Genomic DNA, 24321 nt, shown 5'->3' on the forward strand with positions numbered 1-24321 from the left:
CCTCTGGCATGCGCCATCTTGTCTGTGTCTGGCGATGAGGCTCGCAATGCTCTTTTACCCTTCGTATCGTCGACTGTCCCTGAGCTACCGCGCCGTGATCGCAGCCTTACTGCTGGGCAGTTCGTGCGCGCAAGCAGACTTCGCCATCCCGGGTTTCGAACTGGTACACACCGTGCCGGTCGGGTCTGACCTGCAGACGCCTGACCTGCGAGCACCCGGCGAGGTCTGGCGCGAGCTGTTTGACGGGGCTCGCCAGCGTATCGACATCGAACAGTTCTATGTCGCAGATCACGCAGGTTCGGTCATGGACAAGGTGCTTGAAAGCCTGACGGCAGCCGGGCAGCGCGGAGTGAAAATCCGGTTTCTGCTGGAAGAAAAAGGCCTGAAACTTTCCGACCCGCAGACCCTTGAACGACTGCGCGCGATCCCCAACCTCACCTTGCGCGTACTGCCCTACGCAAAACTCACGGGCAGCGGCATCATTCACGCCAAATTCCTGATCGTGGATGGCCGACAGGCGTTCATCGGCAGTCAGAACTTCGATTGGCGCTCACTGGAGCACATTCACGAAACCGGCCTGCGCATCGACGAGTCGACCGTCGTGGGCCAGACGCAGGCCATATTCGATCAGGACTGGCTTGCCCAGGCTGCCATTACCGAGGGCAAACCGGTTCCGGTGCCGCGCCCGGTCGATAGCACATCGCCCAACGGCAACTACCTGATCGCCAGTCCGCAGCGCTATAACCCGCCAGGGGTCGTCGACTCCCAGGCCGAACTGCCCCGTTTGCTGGCGCAAGCCGAAAGCGAGGTTCGTGTCCAGTTGCTGGACTACGCGCCCCTGTCCTACGGGGCCGACAAAACCCGGCCTTACTATGCGGTCATCGATAATGCCCTGCGCAGCGCAGCCGCCCGCGGCGTGTCGATCAAACTCATGGTGTCCGACTGGAACACCGGCATGCCCGAAGTCGCCTACCTCAAGAGTCTGGCCCTGGTGCCCAACGTGCAGGTGCGCATCGTCACATTGCCGATGGCGGCTCAGGGTTTTATCCCCTATGCACGCGTGATCCACAGCAAGACCATGGATATTGATGATCAGGTGGCCTGGGTAGGCACCAGCAACTGGCTGGGCGGCTACCTCGACAACTCGCGCAATCTGGAAGTGGTGATGCACGACGACTCGATGGCCAAACGCATCGGCCAACTGCACGAGCAGCTTTGGGATGGGCCGTACGCCAAGCCCATCGACATCAATCGCGACTACCCGGAGCCGCATCCGGGTAAGCCTTGACAGTAAGCAGATGGGTAGCCGAAAGGGCAGGGCAGCGTTAGTGAGGGGGCTGAAATGAGCTTGATCGTCCGTGCCATGGCAGACAGTGACTGGTCTTCGCTGGCTGTTATGTTTGAACAACCGGTATTCCGTTGGTGGACGCTTCGTATGCCGCACCAGTCAACCAACGACGTAAAAAAGCTTGTCGAAAGTCGAAGTGCTTCTGGGCTGTCCCTCGTTGCCGAGTGCGATGGCATGGTTGTCGGCTGCGCCATGCTCTATCGTTTTCAGGGGCGCAGGCAGCATGTAGCTGATTTCTGGATGGGGGTTGCAGACAGTCATCATCGCCAGGGTATTGGTGACTTGTTATTGAACGAGCTCACCGCCACTGCCTCTCGATGGATGAATTTAAAGCGCCTGGAGCTTACTGTTTTCGTTGATAACAAGCCTGCTATCGCACTGTACGAAAAGAATGGCTTTGTCATAGAGGGCACGCACAGAAAATTCGCCTATCGAGATGGCGAGTACATAGACGCTTTCAGCATGGCAGCAGTCTACTGACGTATTTCAAAAGACCCTCGGAATGCAGCCTGTTTGTTATCAGGTACGAAGTCGGGGCCGTGCAGCACCGGCCCAACGCGTACCACTCATGAGCGCTGACTTGCTCGACTCCATCTTTCTCTTACGCCGCGTCTCCACATCATCCAGGTCGACTTTTCAGACAAACCCTAGGCCCCTCTGCCCGCTTCGGCCACAATGACACCTTTCACCCACCAGCCTGCTGCGGGCTGTAAAAGGATTGGTGCTACTGATGATGCTCTCTTTCAAGCCATGGTTGCGGGGCCTGGCGCTGGTTTTGCCACTGGCTGCGTTACTGACCGCGTGTGACAAGTCCGACAAATCTGACAAGCCGGTGACGCCGTCTGCGCCGCCGCACACCACGTACAGCCAGGCTGGCTGGGACGCGCTGCCTGCGGTGTCCGACGCGGATTTGCAGGCCGGTTTTGCCTCTTGGCGCAGTGCGTGTGTGCGTTTGAAATCTGATGCGGTGTGGGGGCCAACGTGTGCGGCGGCTGCGAGTCTTGCGGCTGCGCCGGATGCTGCGCAGATACGCACCTTTTTGCAGGAGCAGTTGCAGGTCTACAGCCTGCGCGCCGACGGGGGCAGTGCCGATGGTTTGATCACCGGCTACTACGAGCCTGTTTATTCGGGCAGCCTGACGCAGACCGCCACGGCCAATGTGCCGGTGTATGGCATTCCGGACGATCTGATCGTGGTTAATCTGGACAGTATTTACCCAGAGCTCAAAGGCAAGCGTCTGCGCGGTCGGCTTGAGGGACGGGTGCTCAAGCCTTACGACGACGCTGCGACGATCAGTGCGCAAGGCTTGAATGCGCCGGTGATTGCCTGGCTGACCGACCCGATGGATCTGCAGTTCCTGCAGATTCAGGGCTCGGGGCGCGTGAGTCTGGAGGATGGCTCGCAGCTGCGTCTGGGCTACGCCGATCAGAACGGTCGTCCGTATCGCGCGATTGGTCGCTGGCTGGTAGAGCAGGGGCAGCTGAAGAAGGAAGACGTGACCATGGGTAGCATCGCGGCCTGGGCCAAGGCGCATCCGGAGCGGATCAGCGAGCTACTGGCGAGCAATCCCAGCTACGTGTTTTTCGCCCGTAACCCCGACAGCAACGAAGGCCCGCGCGGCTCGCTGAATGTGCCGCTGACCCCCGGCTACAGCGTGGCCATCGATCGCAAGGTGATTCCGCTCGGCAGCCTGCTCTGGCTCTCCACGACGCGGCCGGATGGCAGCAGCGTGGTGCGTCCGGTTGCTGCCCAGGACACGGGCGGTGCGATTGCCGGTGAAGTACGCGCCGACCTGTTCTGGGGGACCGGCGATGAGGCGGGCAAGCTGGCTGGCGACATGAAGCAGAAAGGCAATATCTGGCTGTTGTGGCCCAAAGGCATGCCGTTGCCTCAGTCCGCAGAACCAGCCCCTGCAGCAAACTCGGCTTCAACCAGTCACTGAAATCCCTTCACCTCGATAGCTACCGTCCTGCTCAATGGATAGGTAGCTATCTTCTTCATGCCCCGTTGTCCTTCAAAACATGCCTGAAGCAGCCATGTGCACGGTTTTCCAACGCCAGAAATGTGTCATCAAAAGAACAATTTACCGTTCATCGGTAAATTGTGGACGTCATATAGCGGTTTTCTTGACACTGTCATAATGACATTACACATTGGTATTAATGCTTTTACACAGGGATCGTGCATAGCGGCCCCTAGAGGTCATTCAGGATGAATCGAGCTGATGATGTGGCCAATCTGTTCCAGCGTTTTGGTGCGAGCTCCGAGGGTTATCTGGAGGTCGACGACAGCCTGGATTATCAGGAAACGCCCACAGCCGGTAGGTCTCCCGCTGCGCCGTCACGCATGACCGATCAACCGCTGCCCGAGCAGACTTGCGCGGCGCAACCGGCCGAAATGCCCGATACGGCACCTGACCTCCTGATGACCCCGACAACCAAGCGTGCCGCCTCCGGTGCCTTGGCGAATCTGCTCGCCGAGGCTGCCCAGGCACGCCAGGCTGAAGCGCAGGCACGTAACAACGAAGCCCTGACTCAATCGCTGCTCAAGGGCCAGCCACCGAGAACATCGGCGCGCGTGATCGCAGTGGTGTCGGCCAAGGGCGGTGTGGGTAAAAGTACGCTCAGCGCGGCATTGGCCAGCCTGGTCAGAGTGCCAGGCGCGCAGACGCTGGCGATCGACCTCGATCCGCAAAACGCCTTGCAGCACCACCTCAATGCCAGCCCGGATGTCGCCGGCCTCGGCGTTGCCAGCCTGAGCGGCGAAAACTGGCGCGCGTTGCTGCTGACCGGCTCCTGCGATACACAGGTTTTGCCGTATGGCACGCTGCCGCTCGATGAGCGCCGCTCCCTTGAGCACTTTCAGGAAAACGATCCGCACTGGCTGGTCCGTCAGATCGCCCGCATGGAGCTGGATGTCCGTGATGTGGTGATTCTCGATGTGCCATGCGGTGACCTGCGCATGTTGCAGCAGGCGCTGAATGCCGCCAGCCAGGTACTGGTGGTGCTGACCGCCGATGCGGCGTGTTACGCGACGCTGGATCAGATGCAGGGCTGGCTCGAGCCGGTTCTGGCCGGGCCGCAAGCGCCAGCCTGTGATTACGTCATCAACCGGTTCGACGCTTCGCGCACCTTCAGTCGCGACATGCACGACGTCCTGGCTCGACGTCTGGGCGAGCGGCTGCTGGGCGTCATTCGCAATGATTATGCGCTCGCAGAAGCGCTGGCTTACGGCCACAACGCGGTCCAGGTGCCGAGTGCCTCTCCCGGCACTCAGGACCTGCGCGTGCTGAGTAATGTGCTGATTGCCCGACTGCTGACTCAGGACGTAGAAGAGAACCGATTGTCATGACCAACCTGTCGCTCGACGCGTCCGTACCCCGGACGCGCTCATCATTGTGGCTGCATGCTTTGCTGGCATGGTTCGGCGGTCTGTCTACGACCCTGCGGCGCGCCTTGAAAAGCGTGGCGATTGTGGTCGGCCTGCTGCTGATGGCGCTGGTCGTCACCGTGCCACTGGACCTCTATGCACAGTGCTTTTTTGCCCTGGCATGCTTCGCCGCGATGCTGGTGATTCGCCGGATACCGGGGCGTATATCGGTACTGACGCTGGTGACCCTGTCGTTGCTGGCTTCGTTTCGCTACATGTACTGGCGCCTGACCTCGACCCTAGATTTCGACAACTGGCTGGACAGCCTTTTGGGCTACGGCCTGATCATCGCCGAGTTCTACACGCTGATCGTCATCGTGCTGGGTTACGTGCAGACGGCCTGGCCGTTGCAGCGCAAGCCGGTGATCATGCCGAGCGATTCCAGCCAGTGGCCGACCGTCGATGTGTTCATTCCGTCGTACAACGAGGCGCTGAGCATCGTCAAACTGACCATCTTTGCCGCGCAGTCCATCGACTGGCCACGCGACAAGCTGCGGGTCTATGTGCTCGATGATGGTCGTCGCGAGGATTTTCGCGAGTTCTGCGAACAGATCGGCGTCGGCTACCTGACCCGCGGCGACAATCGACATGCCAAGGCGGGCAATCTGAACGAAGCGCTCAAGGCCACGAATGGCGAGTACATCGCCATGTTCGATGCCGACCACGTGCCGACCCGCTCCTTTCTGCAGGTCGCGATGGGCTGGTTTCTCAAGGACCCGAAACTGGCGATGCTGCAGACGCCGCACTTTTTCTTCTCGCCCGATCCGTTCGAAAAGAACCTCGATACATTCCGCAGCGTGCCCAACGAGGGCGAGCTGTTTTACGGTCTGCTGCAGGACGGCAACGACCTGTGGAACGCGACCTTCTTCTGCGGCTCCTGTGCAGTACTGCGTCGCTCGTCGTTGCTGGACATCGGTGGTGTGGCCACTGAAACCGTGACCGAGGATGCGCACACTGCGCTGAAGCTGAATCGGGCTGGCTACAACACGGCGTACCTGGCGATTCCCCAGGCGGCGGGGCTGGCGACGGAAAGCCTGTCGCGTCACGTTGCCCAGCGTATTCGCTGGGCGCGGGGCATGGCGCAGATCTTTCGCACCGACAACCCGCTATTGGGCAAAGGCCTCTCGCTGGGCCAGCGGCTGTGCTACGCCAACTCCATGCTGCACTTCTTTTACGGCCTGCCGCGTCTGGTGTTCCTCACCGCGCCACTGGCGTACCTGCTGTTCGGTGCCGAAGTCATGCACGCCTCGGCGCTGATGATCACCGCCTATGTGTTGCCGCACCTGGCCCACGCCAGCCTGACCAACTCGCGGATTCAGGGCCGCTTCCGCCATTCGTTCTGGAACGAGGTCTACGAGGCGGTGCTGGCCTGGTACATCATGGGCCCGGTGCTGATGGCGCTGGTCAACCCGAAATTCGGTGGCTTCAACGTGACCGACAAGGGCGGCGTGGTCGAGGAGAAATTCTTCGACTGGACGCTGGCGCGGCCTTACATCGTGCTGCTGACGCTGAACGCAGTGGTCTTCGTGTTGGGCATCTACAGCCTCTACCAGTTGGGCTGGAATAACGATGCGATCACCCTGACCATCGTCATCAACATGGCCTGGACGATCTACAACATCATCATTACCAGCGCTGCGATTGCGGTGGCCAGCGAGATCCGTCAGGTGCGCACTGAGCCGCGGGTCCAGGCCAGACTGCCGATTCGCGTTACCCGTGCTGACGGCGTGGTATTCGACGCCGTGACTCAGGACTTTTCGCAGACCGGCCTTGGGCTGGTGCTGCCCGCCGACTCGGGCATCGACAGTGGCGACAGCATCACGGTGTCGCTGTATCGCGGTACGCAGACCAGTCATTTCCCCGCCACGGTGATGTTCTGCCGCGACGGCTATCTGGGCACTCGCTTCGATGATCTTTCGCTGCGTCAGCAGAGCGAACTGGTACGCCTGACCTTTGGCCGTGCCGACACCTGGGCGTCGACCTGGGGGCACGGCAAGCCGGACACCCCGCTGTCTGCGCTACGCGAAGTCAGCCATGTCGGTGTTCGTGGCGTCGTCGAGTTGCTCAAGGCCACCCGCAAGGATTTCAGCCGGTTACTGCCAACACGTAAAAAAACCTCCCCACCTCCCGCACTTTGATGGATTGAGTAGTCATGACTAAACGGTATTTTTTCGGTGCCGAGCGGTTCGCCGTTCGCCGCTCATGGGCCCTGTTGGCTTGTGCGTTGTCCGTGCTCTCCACGGGGGCGGGTGCAAGCGCTGCTGAAACGGCGGTTGCCAACGAGGGTTACAGCGTGACGCTGCAACAGCTGGGGCGCAATTACCCGATGAACCTGCGCGGTGTGGAAGCCACCGACAGCGTCAACTTCAACGTGCGTGCCGATCAGGTGGTGACCGGCGCAAGCCTGTCGCTGAGCTACAGCTATTCGCCGGCGTTACTGGCGGACCTGTCGCAGATCAACGTCATGATCAACGACGAAGTGGCCGCGACCCTTCCGCTGCCCAAGGACGGCGCCGGCAAGCCACAGACGCAGGTGATCGAGATCCCGCCGCAGATGATCACCGAGTTCAACCGCCTGAGCCTGCAGTTCATCGGCCACTACACGATGAGCTGCGAAGACCCCAAGCATTCCAGCCTCTGGGCGCGGATCAACAACGACACGCGGCTGGACATCCGGGTCACGCCCTTCGCGCTGCCCAATGACCTGGCGATTCTGCCGCTGCCGTTCTTCGACCGCCGCGATGACCGTAATGTGAACCTGCCGGTGGTGATGGGCGCAGCACCCGATAACGCGACTTTGGAGGCGGCAGGCGCGCTGGCGTCCTGGATCGGCGCGGCCAAGACCCGCTCGCGTATGGCCAGCTTCCCGGCGCACTTCAATGAGCTGCCGGCCAAGGGCAATGCGCTGGTATTGCTCAAGGGCGACGGTCCGTTGCAGCTCGGCGCATTGATGATGCCAGCGCCGAAAGGCCCGACCCTGACGATGGTGACCCATCCCAACGACCCGAACAGCAAGCTGTTGGTGATCACCGGGCGTGACTCGGCGGAGCTCAAGCGGGCAGTCAATGCGCTGGTAGTTGGCGGTCAGAGCCTGGTCGGCAGCAGCGCATTGATCGAGCGTGTCGACATGCTTGCACCGCGCAAACCATACGACGCGCCGAACTGGCTGCCCAGTGATCGACCAATCAAACTGGGCGAGCTGATGCCTGCCAACAAACTCAACGTCTCCGGATACGATCCGGGTGACATCACCGTGCCGTTGAACCTGCCGCCGGACCTGTTCAGCTGGCGTGAAGACGGCGTGCCGTTGACTCTCAAATACCGCTACACACCGCAGGAGCGCTCGAACAATTCGTCGATCATGGTCAGCCTCAACGACACGCTGATCAAGGCCGAGCCGCTGCCGTCGATCGAGAACCTGAACAACTCGATCGTCTCGCGACTGACGGGCGGCGATGACACGATCAGCCGTGAAGCGCATGTGTACCTGCCGCTCAACTCCGCGGCCCTGCAATCGCGCCTGCAACTGCGTTACATGTTCGACTACCTCAAGCAGGGCGAATGTGGCGACATCATCATCGATAACATGCGCGGCAGCATCGATCCGGAATCGACGCTGGATTTCAGCGGTTACGACCACTTCATGGCTATGCCGAACCTGGGCGTGTTCAAGGATTCAGGGTTTCCGTTCACACGCCTGGCTGACCTGTCGCAGACCGCTGTGGTGCTGGCTGATCAGCCGAGTGCCGAAGACGTCAGCGCTTACCTGAGCGTGCTGGGCCGTTTCGGCGAGTCGACCGGTTACCCGGCGACCGGTGTGTCGGTGATCAAGGCGGCGCAGATCGCCAGTGCCGCCGACAAGGACATTCTGGTCATGTCCTCGGGCAGTGATCAGCCTTTGCTCAAACAGTGGGCCGACCGTTTGCCGATCTCCGGCAATGCTCAGCAACAGGGCTTCGAGCTTTCCGATCTGGCCTTCCGCCTGCGTGACTGGATGAGCCCGGACCCGGATGAAAACCAGCGTCGGGCGCGGGTCGCCATGGCGTTCTCCAGCGACGTGCGCAGCACCTTCCTGACCGGTTTCGAATCGCCGCTGCACAAGGGACGTAGCGTCGTGCTGATCTCCAGCGGTCAGCCAGGCGGCATGAGCGACGTCGCCCGTGCGCTGAGCAGCAGCGACAAGGTACAGGGCAGCCTGGTGGTGGTGCGCGGCGATTCGGTCGAGGCGCTGGTTGCCGAGCAGAAGTACTACGTCGGTGACCTTGGGCCGCTCAAATACGTGCAGTGGCTGATGTCGCGCAACGTGCTGTGGCTGCTGCTGGTGTTGGCCGTGGGTGTGGTGCTGGTGACCGGAGTTGCCTACCTGACCCTGCGCTCGCTCGCCAAGCGCCGTCTGGAGCAGGAATAAGCCATGCCGCTTCGTGCACTTAAACTGCGCCGCGCCTCCGGCTGGCTGGTCGGCCTGCTGGCGTCGGCGACCCTGACGCCGGTGCTGGCGAACAGCGCGTGCGACGCTGCGACCTGGCCGTTCTGGCAGGACTATGCCACGCGCTACGTACAGGCCGACGGCCGGATGCTGGAGTCGAGCCTGAAGGTCAACCACAGCACCTCCGAAGGTCAGTCCTACGGCATGCTCTTTGCGCTGGTGGCCAATGACCGCGCGCGCTTCGATGCGCTGTGGACGTGGACCGCCGCGAACATGGCGGGTGCTGACCTGAAGACGCGTCTGCCAGGCTGGCTGTGGGGGCAGGGCGAGGATGGCAACTGGACGCTTCAGGACGCCAACTCCGCGTCCGATGCCGACCTGTGGATCATCTACGCGTTGCTCGAAGCTGCACGCGTCTGGCAGCACCCGGCCTATCGCGACGATGCGCTGGCCCTGCTCAAGAACGTGGAGTCGCGGCTGGTGGTCAATCTGCCGGGGCTCGGCAAAATGCTCCTGCCCGGCCCCGAAGGTTTCGTGCAGCCGGACCATCTATGGCGCTTGAACGCCAGCTACCTGCCCATTCCGCTGTTGCGGCGTCTGGCGAAAGAAACACCCGCCGGTCCCTGGAAGGAAATCGCCGACAACACCGCCAAGCTGATCGACGCATCGAGCCCCAAGGGGTTCATCGCCGATTGGGTCGGCTACCGCGGGACTTCTCCGAAAAGCGGTCTGTTCGTGGTCGATCCGGGCACAGGCGAACTGGGCAGCTATGACGCGATTCGCGTCTACCTCTGGGCGGGCATGACACCTGCGTCCGATCCGTTGGCAGCACGCCTGCTGGCCCGGCTCGACGGTATGTCGAGCAGCACCGCGTCCAGCGGCACGCCACCGGAAAAAGTCCAGGTGGTCAGCGGTACACGCGAGGGCCAGGGGCCTTTCGGTTATTCGGCGGCGCTGTTGCCGTACTTCCACGCCAAGGGTCAGACCTGGCTGGCTGAACAACAACAGCGCAGGGTCGAAGCCGGGGTCAGCCAGGCGCTGGCCCGTGACCCGAAAGACCGCACTGAACCAGCCTATTACAACCTCATGCTCAGCCTGTTTGCCTTGGGCTGGGTCGAAAAACGCTATCAGTTCCGTGAAGACGGAACGCTCAAATTATCCTGGGAGACGTCATGCCCGCGCGCCGCCACACGTTAGTCATCGGGTTGGTTGCCGCGATCGCAGCCAGCGTTTCTCAAGCCCAGGCCGCCACCGCCGAGTCGCAGTTGATCGAGCAGGGCCAGTACTGGCAGGCTCGCTCGAACCCGGTGCGGGCCGCCGAGGTCTGGCAGAAGGTGCTGCAGATCGAACCCAATCAGATCGACGCGCTGTATGGCATGGGCCTGATCGGCGTCAAACAGAACAAGCCGCAGCAGGCGCAGGCGTACCTGGCTCGTCTGCAGGCCCTGTCGCCAGTGCCGTGGCAGGCGGTGCAGCTGGAGCAGGATATCGCCCTCGGCCAGCCGCAGAATCAGGCCTTGCTGGATGAGGCCCGACGCCTGGCCGATGCCGGTGAGCGCGACAAGGCGACCGGGGTCTTTCGCCAACTGTTCAACGGCCGTTTGCCCGAAGGCAAGGTCGGGCGCGAGTACTACACCAACCTGGGTTTCAACAGCGCGGACTGGCCCGAAGCGCGCAAGGGCTTCGAACGCCTGATGCGGCAGAACCCGGACGACTCGATTCTGGCGCTGTTTTTTGCCAAGCATCTGGCCCGTCGCGAAGACACCCGGGCCGAGGGGATCGCTGCGCTGGCGCGGCTGAGTACGCACACGGACATCGCCGGGGATGCCGATCAGAGCTGGCGCATGGCGCTGGTCTGGATAGGCCCGCCTACGGCGGCGCAAGTGCCGCTGTTCGAGGCGTTCCTCAAGGCCCATCCCAATGATCAGGACATTCGTGATCAACTCAACAAGGGGCGTCAGCAGCAAGCCGGTGGTGGTGGTGCTTCGGGCTGGCAGCAGGATCCGCTGGTGGCGCGTGGGCTGAAGGCGCTGGAGCGAAATGATCATGCCGCAGCCGAACAAGCATTTGCCGCGCGCCTGAAAACCAAGGCCGACGATGCCGATGCGCTGGGTGGGTTGGGCGTGGTCCGTCAGCAACAGAATCGACTGGCCGAAGCCGAGCAGTTGCTGACCCGCGCGACTCGCCAGCCCGGCGGTGCACGCTGGAAAGGCGCCCTCGAGAGTGTGCAGCTCTGGACATCGCTGCAACAGGCCCGCGACCTGCAGGCCAAGGGGCAGACCTCCAAGGCTCAAGAGTTGCTGGCTCAGGTGCAGCGGCAGAACCCGAACAGCATCGATGTGCGTTTGACTCAGGCCGATCTGCAGGCCCAGGCCGGTCAACTCGACGCGGCCCAGGCGGGCTATCGTCAGGTGCTGGCGACCCAGCGCGGCAATCCGCAAGCCGTGCGCGGGCTGATCAACGTGTTGGCGCAAAGCGGCCAGGCCGATGAAGCGCTGCGCCTGCTCGATACCCTGTCGCCTGCCGAACAGGCTGCGCTGGGTGACAGCGGTCGTTTCAAGGCGTTACGTGCCACGCAGACGGCACGGCTGGCCGAGCAACGTGGCGATCTGCGCGCCGCTCAGGCGGCCCTGAAGGATGCGGTAAAAAATGATCCGGACAGTGTCTGGACCCGTTTCGACCTGGCGCGTCTGTACCTCAAGACCGACGAGGCGCCCAAGGCTCGCGTACTGATCGACGAGCTGCTCAAGTCTCGGCCTAACGACATCGACGCGCTCTACACCAGTGCGCTGCTGTCGGTGGAGATGGGCCAGTGGCAAGAAGCCCAGGCCACCTTTGCGCGCATTCCTGTCGACCAGCGCACCCCGGACATGAAGGCGCTTGCCGACGAAGTGAACATGACCGTGCAGATCAACCTGGCCATCGGTATCGCCCGGCGCGGTCAGCGTCAGGAGGCGCTGGCGCTGCTCGATCGCCTGCAACCGGTTGCCAGCGGCAGCCCGGAACGTCAGCTCACGCTGGCCAGCGCCTACATCGACGCCGGCGAGCCGGAGCGTGGTCGGGAAATGGCCCGCGCCGCCATCGCTCAGGCACCTGCGCAGTCACCTGATCTGCTGCTGCAATACGCCAGTCTGTTGCTCGCAGCGGGGGATGACGTGCAGGTCAATGCGCTCCTGCGCACTGTGCAGGGGCAACCCATGGGCGTGCAGACCCGTAAACGTTTCGACGACCTGCTGTATCGCTACCGCATTCGTCAGGCCGATCTGCTGCGTGAAGGCGGTGATCTGGCCGGCGCATACGACACGTTGGCCCCGGCCCTGGCCCAGCGTCCGGACGACATTCAGGCGGTGTCGGCCTTCGCCCGGATGTACACCGCCAGCGGTGACAGCGCCAAGGCTTTCGAACTCTACAAGCCGTTGTTGCAGCGTAAGCCCAATGATCCGCAAGTACTCCTGGGGGCTGCCGATGCAGCCGTGAAAGCCCATGATTATGGCTTTGCCGAAAAGGCCCTGAGCCAGTTCCGCACCCTGCAGCGTAACGACCCGCAGAGCCTCACCGAGGCAGCGCGCATCTACCAGAGTATGGGCCAGACCGGTGCAGCCACCGAGTTGCTGCGCAAGGCTGTGGCCATCGAACAGAGCGAAAAACAGCGTCTGATGGCTACGCAGGGCGGGGCGGGTGTTACCTCGTCCAATCCGTTCGCGGCGAGCGGTTCACGCGGTCTGGCCGCAGCGTCGGCGATCCCGGCACCGGCGCAGGTGTCGCTCAGCGGCGGCGCGGCAACGGACTTGCCGGCCACGCGCGGCACCGCTTATCCCGGTCAGGGCGCTGCACAGCAACCGTTGTCTGGCGGACGTGCGCAAAGCGTGCGTGACAATCCGTTTCTGGCCGCCGCCGACCGCGATCAGGCCAGCAGCGCACAGCAGGCGCTCAATCGTATTCTCGAACAGCGCAGCGGCTTCGTCCGCCAGGGCCTCGCGGTGCGCAGCAATAACAGCGAGTCCGGCCTGAGCAAGCTCACCGTGGTCGAGACGCCGCTGGAGATCAACATGCCGGTCGGCGATAACCGCGTAGCCGTGCGCGTCACGCCGGTGTCGCTGAATGCCGGCAGTGTGAAGTCCGATGCGGGCGCGCGCTTTGGCGGTGGAACGGCCGGCGCAGCAGGCTCGCAGAGCGACAAGGGCGTCGGTCTGGCGGTCGCCTTTGAACGCCCCGAAGAGGGCCTAAAAGCCGATATCGGCACCACGCCCGTGGGCTTCAAATACAGCACGGTCGCAGGCGGCGTAAGCGTCGACCGGCCGCTGGGCGACAACCCTGATCTGCGTTACGGCCTCAACGTGTCACGGCGTCCGGTGACAGACAGCGTGACCTCGTTTGCCGGTTCCACCGACGAGCGCAGCGGTCTTTCCTGGGGCGGCGTGACCGCCAACGGCGGCCGCGGGCAGATCAGCTATGACGATCAGACCATTGGCGGCTATGGCTACGGTTCCTGGCACAAGCTGGTCGGCACCAACGTCAAGTCCAACACCCGTGGCGAAGTGGGTGGCGGTGTCTACTGGTACTTGCGCAATGCCGAGGACAGCAAGCTGACCGCGGGCCTGAGCCTGATGGGCATGAGTTACGCCAACGACCAGAGTTACTTCACTTACGGTCATGGTGGCTATTTCAGCCCGCAGAACTTCTATGCCATCGGCGTGCCGGTGATGTGGGCGCAGCGTACCGAGCGCTTCAGCTATCAGGTCAAGAGTTCGGTCGGCGTCCAGCACATCAAGCAGGACGGCGCCGCATTCTTCCCCGACGACAGCGCTCTGCAAGCGGCTTCCGGCCAGCGTTACTCAGGGCAGAGCAAGACCGGGTTGGGCTACAACCTCAGCGCGGCGGGCGAATACAAGCTCGATTCCAGTCTGTTCCTGGGCGCCAACCTGGGCCTGGACAACGCCCGCGACTATCGCCAGTTCAGCGGGGCGCTGTACCTGCGCTACATGTTCGAGGACGTGACTGGCCCCATGGAGCTGCCGGTCAGCCCTTACCGTTCACCTTATTCCAACTGATTTCTGGAGAAATTCGATGCCTTCCGTTCTTGCCGGTATGACCCTTCTGGTCCTGGGAGAAAGCCACATGAGTCTGGCCGACCACCTGATGGAGCCGCTGCATGACAACCTGACCCGTCAGGGTGCGATCGTGCATTCGATTGGCGCCTGCGGGGCCAGTGCCGGTGACTGGCTGATCAGCAAGAAAGTCGATTGCGGCGCCGAACAGAAAGGCGATGGCAAGATCGTCATCAAGGGCCGAGACGCGACCACCACGCCGATTGGCGAACTGATCGCTGCCGACAAGCCCGACCTGGTGGTCATCGTGATTGGTGACACCATGGCTTCGTACGACAAGCCTTCGTTTCCCAAGGCCTGGGCGTGGCAGAGCGTGACCGGCCTGACCAAGGCCATCGCCGCCACCGGCACCAAGTGTGCGTGGGTCGGCCCGGCGTGGGGCAAGGCCGGCGGCATGTACCAGAAGAACGATGCGCGGACCCAGTTGATGTCGCAGTTCCTGGCCACCAACGTAGCACCCTGCACCTATATCGACTCGCTGAGCTTTTCCACGCCAGGCCAGTGGATCACCACCGACGGTCAGCACTTTACCGTGGCCGGTTACAAATCCTGGGGCACCGCGATTGGTGATGCACTGGGCAAACTGCCGGTCAGCAGCGTCAGCGCAGCAGGAGCCAGGCAATGATCGCCTTGCGCCTGATGGCCGCCAGTGCGGCTGCCGTATTGCTGGGCGTGCAAGCGCAGGCGGCCGACATCGCCCTGTATCCCACCGGCCCTGCGCAGGACTCGGCGTTCATTCGCTTCGTCAATGCCGCCAACGCGCCGCTGCAAGTGATCGCCCGTGAAGGCCAGGCGCCGTTGCAACTGGACAGCGCAAAACCGGTTTCACTGTTTTTCCCGGTGCAGGCCAGCAGCTCGATAAAAGGCACGCTGGTCAGCGGCGATAAAAAGCTGCCGATGGACGTCAGCGTCGAACCCGGCGAGTTCGCCACCGTCGTACTGACTGCGCAGGCCGACGGTGGCCTCAAGCCGGTGACCGTCCGCGAACAACCCGATGATTTCAACGGTTTGAAAGCCTCGCTGGCGTTCTTCAGCCTGGATGCCGGGTGCAGTGAGGCGAGCCTGCGTCCTGCCGGTCGTAGCGCCGACCTGTTCAAAGCGGTTCCTACGGGCACCCAGCAACGTCGTTCGATCAACCCGGTCAGCCTTTCTGTGCAACTGGTTTGCGCCAACGCCGCTGTCGGCGCGCCGCTGGACCTGGGCGAGCTCAAGGCCGGCGAGCGCTACAGCGTGTTGCTGGTGCCTTCCGCCACAGGCCCGCGCCTGCTGTCGGCCACGGACACGTTGTCCAACTGATCAGGCTCTGTCGTCGTCATGGTATTTGCCTCGCTCGAGTTTCTGATGGTGTTCCTGCCCGCTTTTTTGCTGGCCTACACGGCGAGCCCCGCGGCGTGGCGCAATGTCGTCCTGTTGATCGGCAGCTGGTTGTTCTACGGCTGGCTGAGCCCGCTGTTTCTGGCGCTGCACATGCTGCTGACCGTGGTGGCCTGGGTCGGCGGTCTGCTGGTCGACCGGGCGCGGCAAGGCTCGAAAGGGCGAGTGCGGCTGCTGGTGGCGTTGATCGTGTTCAACACCGCTGTGCTGTGTTGGTACAAGTACGCCAACATCGTCGCCGGCACCTGGAATGAGCTGATCACCTGGTATGGCGCGATGCCGCTCGATTGGCAGCGTGTGGCGCTGCCGGCCGGGCTGTCGTTCATCGTCTTGCAGGCGATTTCCTATCTGGTGGACGTACACCGGCATACCGTGCCGGTCGAGCGCAGCTTCATCAATTATGCGACCTACATTTCGATGTTCGGCCACTCCATTGCCGGGCCGATCATTCGCTACGACTGGGTGCGCCGTGAACTGGTGCAGCGTTACTTCACCCGGCAGAACTTCGCCCTGGGCGCGCGGCGCTTCATGATCGGCATGAGCATGAAGGTGCTGGTGGCCGATACCCTGTCGCCGCTGGTCGATGTGGCCTTTCACTTGCCGGCCCCGTCGCTGATCGATGCGTGGCTTGGCTGCCTGGCGTACTCGCTGCAACTGTTCTTCGATTTCGCCGGTTACAGCGCCATGGCCATCGGCCTGGGACTGATGCTCGGCTTTCACTTTCCGGAAAACTTCAACCGGCCTTATCTGGCCCGCAGTATTCAGGATTTCTGGCGACGCTGGCACCTGTCGCTGTCCAGTTGGCTGCGCGACTACCTGTACATCGCGCTGGGCGGTAATCGGCACGGCGTCTGGAACACCTACCGCAACCTGTTCCTGACCATGGCCATCGCCGGTCTGTGGCACGGCGGTGACAGCTGGAATTACCTGCTCTGGGGCGCGGCACATGGCGTGGCGTTGTGCGTCGATCGCGCCTGGTCGCGCTCGAATCTGCCTGCTGTTCCAAGACCGCTGGCGCACCTGCTGACGTTGCTGTTTGTGTGCCTGGCGTGGACGCTGTTTCGCGCCCCGGACTTTGCCACCGCGATGAACATGTACGCCGGGCAGTTCGGCCTGCACGGCCTGGGCCTGGGCGATGCGCTGGCCGTGACCTTGCGCCCGGCACACGGTATGGCCGCGTTATTGGGCGTGGCCTGTGTGCTCGCACCGCTGCTGCAGGCTCGCTGTGAGCAGCGTTTTGGCAACCGGACGCTATTCGTCTATGGCGCCGCGCTGTGGCCGGTGGCCGGATTTCTGCTGTCGTTCGCGCTGATTGCCAGCCGCGAAACGGTTCCGTTTCTGTACTTCCAATTCTGAGGCCGGCGCCCATGACTACTCCGTCTGCTGTACCGCCTCCACCCAGTGAACTGGCCGTGCGCACCTGTGGTGTGGCGGGCATTACCCTGGCGCTGCTCCTCGGCGTCGGCTTGCTCGCCTCAGGCATGCTGCTGGTCAGCGGCAAGGTCGAGCTGCTGCCCAAGCCGCTGACCCTCGACGCAGCGCTGCACGGCGAGGTGACTCACCAACTGGCCAAACAGCTGTCCGGGACTTTTCTGGCCCGGCATGCGGCCGATATCGAGCGCGGCGCGAGCTGGTTGCTATTCCACGACACCGGCCCACGTGTCCGCCAGGGGTGTCCGGGCTGGTTGTTCCTGACCGATGAGTTCAGGCTCAACCGCGACGCGCAGGCCAATGCGCAGCGCAAGGCCCTGGCGGTGATCGCTGTGCAGCGCAGCCTCAAAAAACGCGGCATCGAATTGTTGGTCGCCGTGGTGCCGGACAAGAGCCGCATTGCCGCAACCCGATTGTGCGGTCTCTATCGGCCTGACGTATTGCAGACCCGTGTCCAGCATTGGACCCAAGACCTGCAAGCGGCAGGCGTCGATGCCCTGGACCTGACCGCGCCCCTGCAACCGCTGGGCGAAGCAGCTTACCTGCGCACCGATACGCACTGGAGCGAGAGTGGTGCCAACAGCGCCGCCAGAGCCATCGGTTTGCAGGTGCAAAAAGCCGGCATTCAGGCCACTCCGCAGCGTCAATTCCAGATTCAGACGTTACCCATTGCCGAACGCCCCGGCGATCTGGTACGCCTCGCCGGGCTCGACTGGTTGCCATCGTCATTACAACCTGCGCCGCAAAGCGTAGCCGCCACGCAGATCACCGAGCTTGCCAGTGAATCAGCGGCGGGCGGCGATAACCTTGACGACCTGTTCGGCGACAGCAACCTGCCCAACGTCGCGCTGATCGGCACGTCGTTCTCGCGCAATTCGGGTTTTGTCGGGTTTTTACAGCGCGAACTCGGCGCCCCGATTGGCAACTTCGCCAGGGACGGCGGCGAGTTCTCGGGCGCTGCCAACGTCTACTTCGACAACCCGGCCTTCCGCCAGACGCCGCCCAAACTGCTCATATGGGAAATCCCCGAGCGGGATCTGCAGACGCCTTATGTGGTTATCGAGCCTGTCGAGCGCAGTGCCACAGCAACACCGGGAACCACGGCCGTGAAATAAGGCCGGGATTATTTGAGACGCGGATCGACCACAAACTCCAGCTCTTTCGCCGTCGCCACAACGGCCCTGAACTCCGGGTGCTGGACGTTGAGCAGGTAGTTGGACTCGCGTGGGATGATCACGCTGGGCACCGCCAGTGCCAGGCTTTGAGCGGAGGCCAGCCAGTCGTCGCCGAACGAGGCGGTTGCCGGTGGCGCGGGCTCTTCGCGCCAGTCGCGGGGCAGGGTGTCAGGGCGCGCATTGAGGACGTGCTCCTCGGCAATCTGCAGTTCAAGCATCGTGTAGTGCTGAGCCACAGTGGCGTTGTTCAGGTGCACCAGCACTTCCAGCAGGGCCAGTGACTCGCTGCCCGCGCAGTACACGCAGGCGTTGCCCTTGCTGTTCCAGCGTCCGCCATAGAGCTTGGCGCCTTCACCGTCGAAGGCCTGCGCCAGCCATTTGCGCTTGACCAGTCGATAGACCGCTATCACGCCACGACCCCGTGTTCCAGGCGGCCGATCAGGTCGAGCACTGCCTGAGCCTCCGCCGAGGTCGCGAGCATTTCCAGCGGCCTGCGATTGCCCAGCCCGTAGACCGGGTTGGCCAGCCACAGACGAGTCGCTTCGGCGTCGTTTTCGAACAGGTCCAGCGCCGCCTTGTACGCCGCTGCCAGGCGGAACAGCCGATCGCTTTCCTCGGCATTGAAGCGGCGCACCTTGAGGCGTCGCTGTAAGGTTGCCGGCGCGATGCCCAGATGCTCGGCCAGGGTCGAGCGGTTCAGGTCGGTGTAATGCGCCAGACGTTCGAAGACTTCATACGGCAAGCCGTCATGCAGCGCCGAGTAAAGCCGCGCACCTCGTGCGGGGATACCCAGGTGTTGCCAGAAATCGTCCTGCCGGGGCAGGGCCGGATGGTAGTCGCTTATGGGCAAAGACATGGCACACCTGCCTATCGAATGATTGCTATTGAATCTATCAATTGATAATAGGCACGTTTCAGACGTCGCGATAGTGATTCACGGCAACTAATAGCGAATAAAACTACAGAAACTCCAAAAATCACCGACTTAAGCTATAGGTTTAGTTTGGATGCTGCTGATCTCGCGTTATAGGCTCGAAGTCAGTCGCTTCCGATGGTGCCGCCAAACGTATACGTGCTGTCCGCCGCGGTCAGCCTGATTTTCCTGCAGTGAGAACCACACGATGTCCACGCTTGCGCTATTGATATGCGATGACTCGAACATGGCGCGAAAGCAGCTGTTGCGCGCGCTACCTGAAGACTGGGATGTGTCGGTCACGCTGGCCACCCAGGGGCAGGAAGGCCTGGAAGCGATTCGTAAAGGTCAGGGCCAGGTGGTCCTGCTCGACCTGACCATGCCGGTGATGGACGGTTACCAGACGCTGACGGCGATTCGTGCCGAAAACCTCGACGCCAAGGTGATTGTGGTGTCGGGCGACGTGCAGGACGAAGCCGTCCGTCGGGTCATGGAGCTGGGCGCGCTGGCGTTTCTGAAAAAACCTGCCGACCCGGACGAACTGAAAAGTACACTGGAGCGCCTTGGGCTGCTGGGCAAGCCTGCGGTGTCGCCGGTTGCACTGCCAGCCCTCAACAACAAGGGCGGGGTGATCAGCTTTCAGGATGCCTTCCGCGAAACCGTCAACGTCGCCATGGGCCGTGCAGCGGCGTTGCTGGCCAAGGTGCTGGGCGTGTTCGTGCAGTTGCCGGTGCCCAACGTCAATATGCTTGAAGTCGGCGAGTTGCACATGGCGCTGGCCGATGCTCACAGCGATCAGCGTTTGACCGCAGTGTGTCAGGGCTACATCGGTGGCGGTATCTCTGGTGAGGCGCTGCTGATTTTTCATGATTCGGAGATCTCCGGAATCTCGCAGCTGATGGGCGGCGATCACTCCGACAGTTCCGACATGGAGATGCTGCTCGACCTGTCCACGATCCTGATCGGCGCCTGCCTGAGCGGGATTGCCGAACAGATCGACATTGCCTTTTCGCAAGGCCATCCACAGTTGCTGGGTGCGCAGGGCGGTATCGACGAACTTATCCGCATCAATCAACAGCGCTGGAAAAAGACCCTGGCGGTCGAAATCAGTTACAGCGTGGAAGGCCACAATCTGCATTTCGATCTGCTGATGCTGTTCACCGAAGATTCGGTCGAGCTGCTTACCAAAAAACTCGCCTACATGATGAGCTGACCCATGAGCAACGCTATTGAAATCAACGAGCTTCATTGGTTGCTGGCCGTCACGCAGAACATTGACGTAGGCATCGTGGTGCTGGACCTGAACTACCGCGTGACGGTCTGGAATACCTTCATGGAAAACCGCTCCGGCGTGGTGCCCTACGTGGCAGTCGACAAGACCTTTTTCGAGATTTTTCCGGAGGTCAACGCGAAGTGGTTCAGCAAGAAAATCGACAATGTCGTGACCCTCGGCACACCGGCGTTCACAATCTGGGAGCAGCGGCCGTATCTGGTGCGCTTCAAGAACTATCAGCCGATCACCGGGCAGGAGGAGTTCATGTATCAGAACACCACACTGTTCCCGCTGCGTTCGACCACCGGGGCGATCAGCCATGTGTGTCTGGTGATCTATGACGTCACCGACGTCGCGGCCAACCGCAATCAGTTGCTGGCGGCCAACGACAAGCTGCAGCAACTGTCGGGCTCAGCGAAAAGCTGACCCGCGCCCGGGCTTGGCGATGAATGAAACCGGCACTGCGGGCTTGATCCCGCTCGTGCTAGGATCGCGATTTTTCCGCTGACGCTCAGGGACATCATGCGACCTCAAGCCACCCTCACTGTTTTGCCTGTCGAGCGCCCGCTGGTCGGGCGTGTCAGCCCGCCGGGCTCCAAGTCGATCACCAACCGGGCATTGTTGCTGGCCGGGCTGGCCAAAGGCACCAGCCGCCTGACCGGCGCGCTGAAGAGTGACGACACGCGCGTGATGTCCGAAGCCTTGCGTCTGATGGGCGTGCAGGTCGACGAGCCGGATGACAGCACCTTCGTGGTCACCAGCAGCGGGCACTGGCAGGCGCCTCAGCAGGCGCTGTTCCTCGGCAACGCAGGGACGGCGACACGCTTTCTGACCGCGGCACTGGCCAACTTCGAAGGCGACTTCGTGGTCGATGGCGACGAATACATGCGCAAGCGCCCGATCGGCCCGCTGGCCGATGCCTTGCAGCGCATGGGCGTGGAGGTCAGCGCACCCAGCGGTTGCCCGCCGGTGGCGATCAAGGGCAAGGGCGGTCTTGAGGCCGGTCGTATCGAAATCGACGGCAACCTGTCCAGCCAATACGTGTCGGCACTGCTGATGGCCGGTGCCTGTGGCAAGGGGCCTGTGGAAGTTGCATTGACAGGCAGCGAGATCGGCGCACGTGGTTACCTCGACCTCACGCTGGTGGCCATGCAGGCGTTCGGTGCCGAGGTTCAGGCCATCGGCGACGCCGCCTGGAAAGTCTCGGCTACAGGTTATCGCGCTACGGATTTCCACATCGAGCCGGATGCCTCGGCGGCCACCTACCTGTGGGCTGCGCAAGCGCTGACCGAGGGCGCTATCGACCTGGGCGTGGCCAGCGACGCGTTCACGCAACCCGATGCGCTGGCCAGCCAGATCATCGCCAGCTTCCCGAACATGCCGGCCGTGATCGACGGTTCGCAGATGCAGGACGCGATTCCGACGCTGGCCGTACTGGCCGCCTTCAATCGTCAACCGGTGCGCTTTGTCGGCATCGCCAACCTGCGGGTCAAGGAGTGCGATCGCATCTCGGCACTGTCCCACGGCCTGTGCGCTATCGCACCCGGCCTGGCGGTCGAAGAGGGTGACGATCTGATCGTCAACGCCAACCCGGCGCTGGCAGGCACTACGGTCGACGCATTGATCGACACCCACTCCGACCATCGTATCGCCATGTGCTTTGCGCTGGCGGGCCTGAAGATCGCCGGCATCCGCATTCTCGACCCTGATTGCGTCGGCAAGACCTACCCAGGCTACTGGGATGCACTGTCTTCGCTGGGTGTGAACATTCAGCGCTGACAGGCATGGGCGCAGCCGTTTTTCAAATCCCGAAAAACGGCTGCATCATCCGCGCCAGCAGTCCCTGAAAACGCAGCTTCGATTCAGTGGCCAGCACGCAAATGCATTCCCGGTCAGGGTAGGCGATGGGCTGGTGATGGATATGGCTGTCCAGGTCGGCCACATCGTTGAGTCCGAACTCTCCCTGCACGTCGTAATACGCGCCCTTGAGGACCATGGTCATCTCGCCGCTTTCGTGGCTGTGGACCGGCATGCTCACGCCGGGGGCGATTTTCAGCAGCATCAGGTTGCCCTGTTCGATGCCTTCGGCGCGTACTCGTTGTACGCCGGGGATCAGGGTCTTCCATTTCAGCGTGCTCAGGTGTCGACCAAAATGCGCCTGCATGCAGACCGGCATCAGGTCAGGGTCCTGATTGGCCGCCGGCATCGAGTGCAGGGCGGGTACAAGTCCCGCTTGCTGCTCGTCAAGCCGCGCCAGCATGGCCGATCTGCCCTTGAGCGGCACCACACTGCTGGTGTGCTGCTGCATCAACACACCGCCAATCGCCTCGGCCTGCCTGAGCCGCGCCCGGCACTCGGCGCAGCGTTCCAGATGCGCGGCAGTGACTAACGAGATGACCTGCGACAGCGCCCCTGCGGCATAACTGACCAGCGTGGCGTCGTCCGGATGATGTTGTGGACCCATCATGATTCCTCTATCCGCGAGCGCAATTTTTGAAACGCCAGGCGCAGGCAGGACTTCACCGTACCGAGCGGCATACCCAGGCGTTCGGAAATCTCCCGGTGGCTGAGCGCTTCGAAATACGACATTCGCAACACTCGGGCCTGATCGGCGGGCAGGTTCTGGATGGCGATGTTGAGTTGTTGCTCCTGGCGCTGGCTGTAATCGAGTGTTCGATCTACCGGAGCCTCCAGACGTTCGAGTTGTTCCAGTGAGTTCTGCACCTGCACCCAGCCACGGTCCTTGCGCACACTGTCGATGTACAGGTTGCGTGCGATGCGAAACAACCATGTCCCCAGGCTGGCCTTGGCCGGGTCGAACGAGTCGGCCTTGTGCCACAGTTTGAGCAGCACCTCCTGCACCAACTCTTCGGCCTGACCTTCTGGCACGTTCAGCCCGGTGAGGTAGCGCAACAGGCGCGGAGCGAAGTGATCGTAAATGCGCATGAAGCTGTCGCGGTCCCTCTGGCGGGCCACGGCGGTGACTTCATCGATCCAAAGTCGGGTGATTGTCGATTCGCTGTGAGAGGGGGACAAGTGACAGAAGGTCCTGAGACTGGCAGTTATGCGCATGATCCACCTTCTGATCACTATTGTGTGGGTTTGGTTCGCGATGCAGAGGTGTTACGTAACGGGGTGGGGAGTGGATCACAGGGGGGCTGTTGCGAAGGATGTGGCAGATGTTGCGTTTATGGATGGCGTTACTGGCTTACCCAGTCTTCTACTCGCAGCCCCTCGACGCGTCGGAATTCACGCTGATTATTAGTGATCACCACCAGGCCTAGAGAGCGGGCGTGTCCTGCAATCATTTGATCGTACGGGCCGATCGGTGTGCCTGATCTAGCCAGTTCGGCTCTGATCATGCCGGTATGAGCCGCAGCGTCGCTGTCGTAAGGGAGCACTTCAAGACGCGCTGTGAAACCCTCTACAACGGCAAGGTTTCTTTCGGGGCTCAAAGGCTTTTCTGCGCCGTAGACAAGCTCCATCAACGTGATCGCGCTGATACATAGCTGTCCGTGATGGAGGTTGGAGGCTTCACGTAACGAAGTGGGCTTGTTCTTTATAGTGAAAATGCAAATATTGGTGTCAAGCATGTACTTGAGCATCAGAGCGATTCGCGCTGCTGTTCGGCTGGTTGTCCGCGCTCTGCCATGAAATCATCACTGACATTTTCACCATCGAACCAGCTGTTCCACATTTCACCGACGGGGGAAATAATGCGGGTTCTGCCCACGGCTACGACATCGACACGTTTCACGTCGTCGGGCAAGGCCACCGCTTTTGGCAGTCGGACAGCCTGGCTTCGATTGCTTTTGAAGACCTTGGATTGTTCTATGAGTGATTC

Annotated in this window: 21 protein-coding genes; 15 read left to right on the forward strand and 6 right to left on the reverse strand. The window is 62.0% G+C overall.

Going from position 1 to position 24321, the window contains the following annotated elements; all coding sequences use genetic code 11:
• Window positions 1-46 precede the first annotated feature (46 nt).
• The 12 genes from GE543_RS03795 (at window position 47) to GE543_RS03850 (ending at window position 18231) form a co-directional block, all read left to right on the forward strand.
• Window positions 47-1288, forward strand: coding sequence for a phospholipase D-like domain-containing protein (locus GE543_RS03795; RefSeq protein ID WP_153220798.1), 1242 nt, complete (start codon window positions 47-49; stop codon window positions 1286-1288).
• A 54-nt stretch (window positions 1289-1342) separates the two neighbouring features.
• Window positions 1343-1828, forward strand: a complete 486-nt coding sequence (locus tag GE543_RS03800; protein WP_003345975.1) for a GNAT family N-acetyltransferase — start codon at window positions 1343-1345, stop codon at window positions 1826-1828.
• Between the two features lie 250 nt (window positions 1829-2078).
• Window positions 2079-3290 carry a murein transglycosylase A gene (locus GE543_RS03805; protein ID WP_153220800.1) on the forward strand — a complete coding sequence of 404 codons (1212 nt, stop codon included), beginning with the start codon at window positions 2079-2081 and terminating at the stop codon, window positions 3288-3290.
• A 269-nt stretch (window positions 3291-3559) separates the two neighbouring features.
• Window positions 3560-4699 (forward strand): cellulose biosynthesis protein BcsQ, encoded by a 1140-nt coding sequence (bcsQ, locus tag GE543_RS03810; protein ID WP_153220802.1) that lies wholly within the window; start codon window positions 3560-3562, stop codon window positions 4697-4699.
• Window positions 4696-6915, forward strand: coding sequence for a UDP-forming cellulose synthase catalytic subunit (bcsA, locus tag GE543_RS03815; RefSeq protein WP_153220804.1), 2220 nt, complete (start codon window positions 4696-4698; stop codon window positions 6913-6915). Before bcsQ ends, bcsA begins: the two co-directional genes overlap by 4 nt.
• Before the next feature lie 14 nt (window positions 6916-6929).
• Complete coding sequence (gene bcsB, locus GE543_RS03820) at window positions 6930-9185, forward strand: cellulose biosynthesis cyclic di-GMP-binding regulatory protein BcsB (protein ID WP_153220806.1); 2256 nt, start codon at window positions 6930-6932, stop codon at window positions 9183-9185.
• A 3-nt stretch (window positions 9186-9188) separates the two neighbouring features.
• Entirely contained in the window at window positions 9189-10400 is a 1212-nt protein-coding gene (gene bcsZ / locus GE543_RS03825; RefSeq protein WP_003408510.1) for a cellulose synthase complex periplasmic endoglucanase BcsZ, read from the forward strand.
• Window positions 10376-14254: a cellulose biosynthesis protein BcsC gene (locus GE543_RS03830; protein WP_178118540.1), complete on the forward strand. Its 3879-nt coding sequence runs from the start codon at window positions 10376-10378 to the stop codon at window positions 14252-14254. Before bcsZ ends, GE543_RS03830 begins: the two co-directional genes overlap by 25 nt.
• Window positions 14255-14270: 16 nt before the next feature.
• A complete protein-coding gene (locus GE543_RS03835; protein WP_153220808.1) occupies window positions 14271-14936 on the forward strand; it encodes an SGNH/GDSL hydrolase family protein in 666 nt (221 codons plus the stop codon).
• Window positions 14933-15607, forward strand: coding sequence for an alginate O-acetyltransferase AlgF (locus GE543_RS03840; RefSeq protein ID WP_153220810.1), 675 nt, complete (start codon window positions 14933-14935; stop codon window positions 15605-15607). The genes GE543_RS03835 and GE543_RS03840 overlap by 4 nt, the downstream gene beginning before the upstream one ends.
• Window positions 15608-15625: 18 nt before the next feature.
• A complete protein-coding gene (locus tag GE543_RS03845; RefSeq protein WP_153220812.1) occupies window positions 15626-17041 on the forward strand; it encodes an MBOAT family protein in 1416 nt (471 codons plus the stop codon).
• Between the two features lie 11 nt (window positions 17042-17052).
• Complete coding sequence (locus tag GE543_RS03850) at window positions 17053-18231, forward strand: cell division protein FtsQ (RefSeq protein WP_153220814.1); 1179 nt, start codon at window positions 17053-17055, stop codon at window positions 18229-18231.
• Between the two features lie 8 nt (window positions 18232-18239).
• On the opposite strand, the gene GE543_RS03855 is transcribed toward GE543_RS03850, so the two are convergent.
• Together GE543_RS03855 and GE543_RS03860 are read right to left on the reverse strand one after the other, a co-directional pair.
• Window positions 18240-18701 carry an RES family NAD+ phosphorylase gene (locus tag GE543_RS03855; RefSeq protein ID WP_003408520.1) on the reverse strand — a complete coding sequence of 154 codons (462 nt, stop codon included), beginning with the start codon at window positions 18699-18701 and terminating at the stop codon, window positions 18240-18242.
• Window positions 18698-19147: an antitoxin Xre/MbcA/ParS toxin-binding domain-containing protein gene (locus GE543_RS03860; RefSeq protein ID WP_100072358.1), complete on the reverse strand. Its 450-nt coding sequence runs from the start codon at window positions 19145-19147 to the stop codon at window positions 18698-18700. Before GE543_RS03860 ends, GE543_RS03855 begins: the two co-directional genes overlap by 4 nt.
• A gap of 265 nt (window positions 19148-19412) precedes the next feature.
• On the opposite strand from GE543_RS03860, the gene GE543_RS03865 reads away from it, so the two are divergent.
• The 3 genes from GE543_RS03865 (at window position 19413) to GE543_RS03875 (ending at window position 22256) form a co-directional block, all read left to right on the forward strand.
• Window positions 19413-20417 (forward strand): response regulator, encoded by a 1005-nt coding sequence (locus GE543_RS03865; RefSeq protein WP_153220816.1) that lies wholly within the window; start codon window positions 19413-19415, stop codon window positions 20415-20417.
• Window positions 20418-20420: 3 nt separating this feature from the next.
• Window positions 20421-20903, forward strand: coding sequence for a PAS domain-containing protein (locus GE543_RS03870; RefSeq protein WP_003345989.1), 483 nt, complete (start codon window positions 20421-20423; stop codon window positions 20901-20903).
• Window positions 20904-20999: 96 nt separating this feature from the next.
• A complete protein-coding gene (locus GE543_RS03875) occupies window positions 21000-22256 on the forward strand; it encodes a 3-phosphoshikimate 1-carboxyvinyltransferase (protein ID WP_153220818.1) in 1257 nt (418 codons plus the stop codon).
• A gap of 22 nt (window positions 22257-22278) precedes the next feature.
• Here the strand turns inward: GE543_RS03875 and GE543_RS03880 are convergent, their stop codons facing one another.
• The 4 genes from GE543_RS03880 to vapB form a co-directional block, all read right to left on the reverse strand.
• Window positions 22279-22941, reverse strand: coding sequence for a ChrR family anti-sigma-E factor (locus tag GE543_RS03880; RefSeq protein WP_003408532.1), 663 nt, complete (start codon window positions 22939-22941; stop codon window positions 22279-22281).
• Entirely contained in the window at window positions 22941-23453 is a 513-nt protein-coding gene (locus GE543_RS03885) for a sigma-70 family RNA polymerase sigma factor (protein ID WP_003345995.1), read from the reverse strand. Before GE543_RS03885 ends, GE543_RS03880 begins: the two co-directional genes overlap by 1 nt.
• Before the next feature lie 224 nt (window positions 23454-23677).
• A complete protein-coding gene (gene vapC / locus GE543_RS03890; protein ID WP_003408537.1) occupies window positions 23678-24082 on the reverse strand; it encodes a tRNA(fMet)-specific endonuclease VapC in 405 nt (134 codons plus the stop codon).
• Window positions 24082-24312: a type II toxin-antitoxin system VapB family antitoxin gene (vapB, locus tag GE543_RS03895; RefSeq protein WP_046270510.1), complete on the reverse strand. Its 231-nt coding sequence runs from the start codon at window positions 24310-24312 to the stop codon at window positions 24082-24084. The genes vapC and vapB overlap by 1 nt, the downstream gene beginning before the upstream one ends.
• Window positions 24313-24321: the final 9 nt, after the last annotated feature.

The sequence above is a fragment of the Pseudomonas sp. SZ57 genome (assembly GCF_009495975.1).
Taxonomy (GTDB): Bacteria; Pseudomonadota; Gammaproteobacteria; order Pseudomonadales; family Pseudomonadaceae; genus Aquipseudomonas; species Aquipseudomonas syringae.

Bases quoted from the DNA above. Each gene is read 5' to 3' on its own strand.
- GE543_RS03875 (WP_153220818.1), top strand. From the start codon at position 21,000: ATGCGACCTCAAGCCACCCTCACTGTTTTGCCTGTCGAGCGCCCGCTG.
- GE543_RS03830 (WP_178118540.1), top strand. From the start codon at position 10,376: ATGCCCGCGCGCCGCCACACGTTAGTCATCGGGTTGGTTGCCGCGATC.
- GE543_RS03805 (WP_153220800.1), top strand. From the start codon at position 2,079: ATGATGCTCTCTTTCAAGCCATGGTTGCGGGGCCTGGCGCTGGTTTTG.
- GE543_RS03795 (WP_153220798.1), top strand. From the start codon at position 47: ATGCTCTTTTACCCTTCGTATCGTCGACTGTCCCTGAGCTACCGCGCC.
- bcsZ (WP_003408510.1), top strand. From the start codon at position 9,189: ATGCCGCTTCGTGCACTTAAACTGCGCCGCGCCTCCGGCTGGCTGGTC.
- GE543_RS03865 (WP_153220816.1), top strand. From the start codon at position 19,413: ATGTCCACGCTTGCGCTATTGATATGCGATGACTCGAACATGGCGCGA.
- bcsQ (WP_153220802.1), top strand. From the start codon at position 3,560: ATGAATCGAGCTGATGATGTGGCCAATCTGTTCCAGCGTTTTGGTGCG.
- GE543_RS03835 (WP_153220808.1), top strand. From the start codon at position 14,271: ATGCCTTCCGTTCTTGCCGGTATGACCCTTCTGGTCCTGGGAGAAAGC.
- GE543_RS03860 (WP_100072358.1), bottom strand. From the start codon at position 19,147: ATGTCTTTGCCCATAAGCGACTACCATCCGGCCCTGCCCCGGCAGGAC.
- bcsA (WP_153220804.1), top strand. From the start codon at position 4,696: ATGACCAACCTGTCGCTCGACGCGTCCGTACCCCGGACGCGCTCATCA.
- GE543_RS03840 (WP_153220810.1), top strand. From the start codon at position 14,933: ATGATCGCCTTGCGCCTGATGGCCGCCAGTGCGGCTGCCGTATTGCTG.
- GE543_RS03800 (WP_003345975.1), top strand. From the start codon at position 1,343: ATGAGCTTGATCGTCCGTGCCATGGCAGACAGTGACTGGTCTTCGCTG.
- GE543_RS03880 (WP_003408532.1), bottom strand. From the start codon at position 22,941: ATGGGTCCACAACATCATCCGGACGACGCCACGCTGGTCAGTTATGCC.
- bcsB (WP_153220806.1), top strand. From the start codon at position 6,930: ATGACTAAACGGTATTTTTTCGGTGCCGAGCGGTTCGCCGTTCGCCGC.
- GE543_RS03850 (WP_153220814.1), top strand. From the start codon at position 17,053: ATGACTACTCCGTCTGCTGTACCGCCTCCACCCAGTGAACTGGCCGTG.
- GE543_RS03845 (WP_153220812.1), top strand. From the start codon at position 15,626: ATGGTATTTGCCTCGCTCGAGTTTCTGATGGTGTTCCTGCCCGCTTTT.
- vapC (WP_003408537.1), bottom strand. From the start codon at position 24,082: ATGCTCAAGTACATGCTTGACACCAATATTTGCATTTTCACTATAAAG.
- GE543_RS03870 (WP_003345989.1), top strand. From the start codon at position 20,421: ATGAGCAACGCTATTGAAATCAACGAGCTTCATTGGTTGCTGGCCGTC.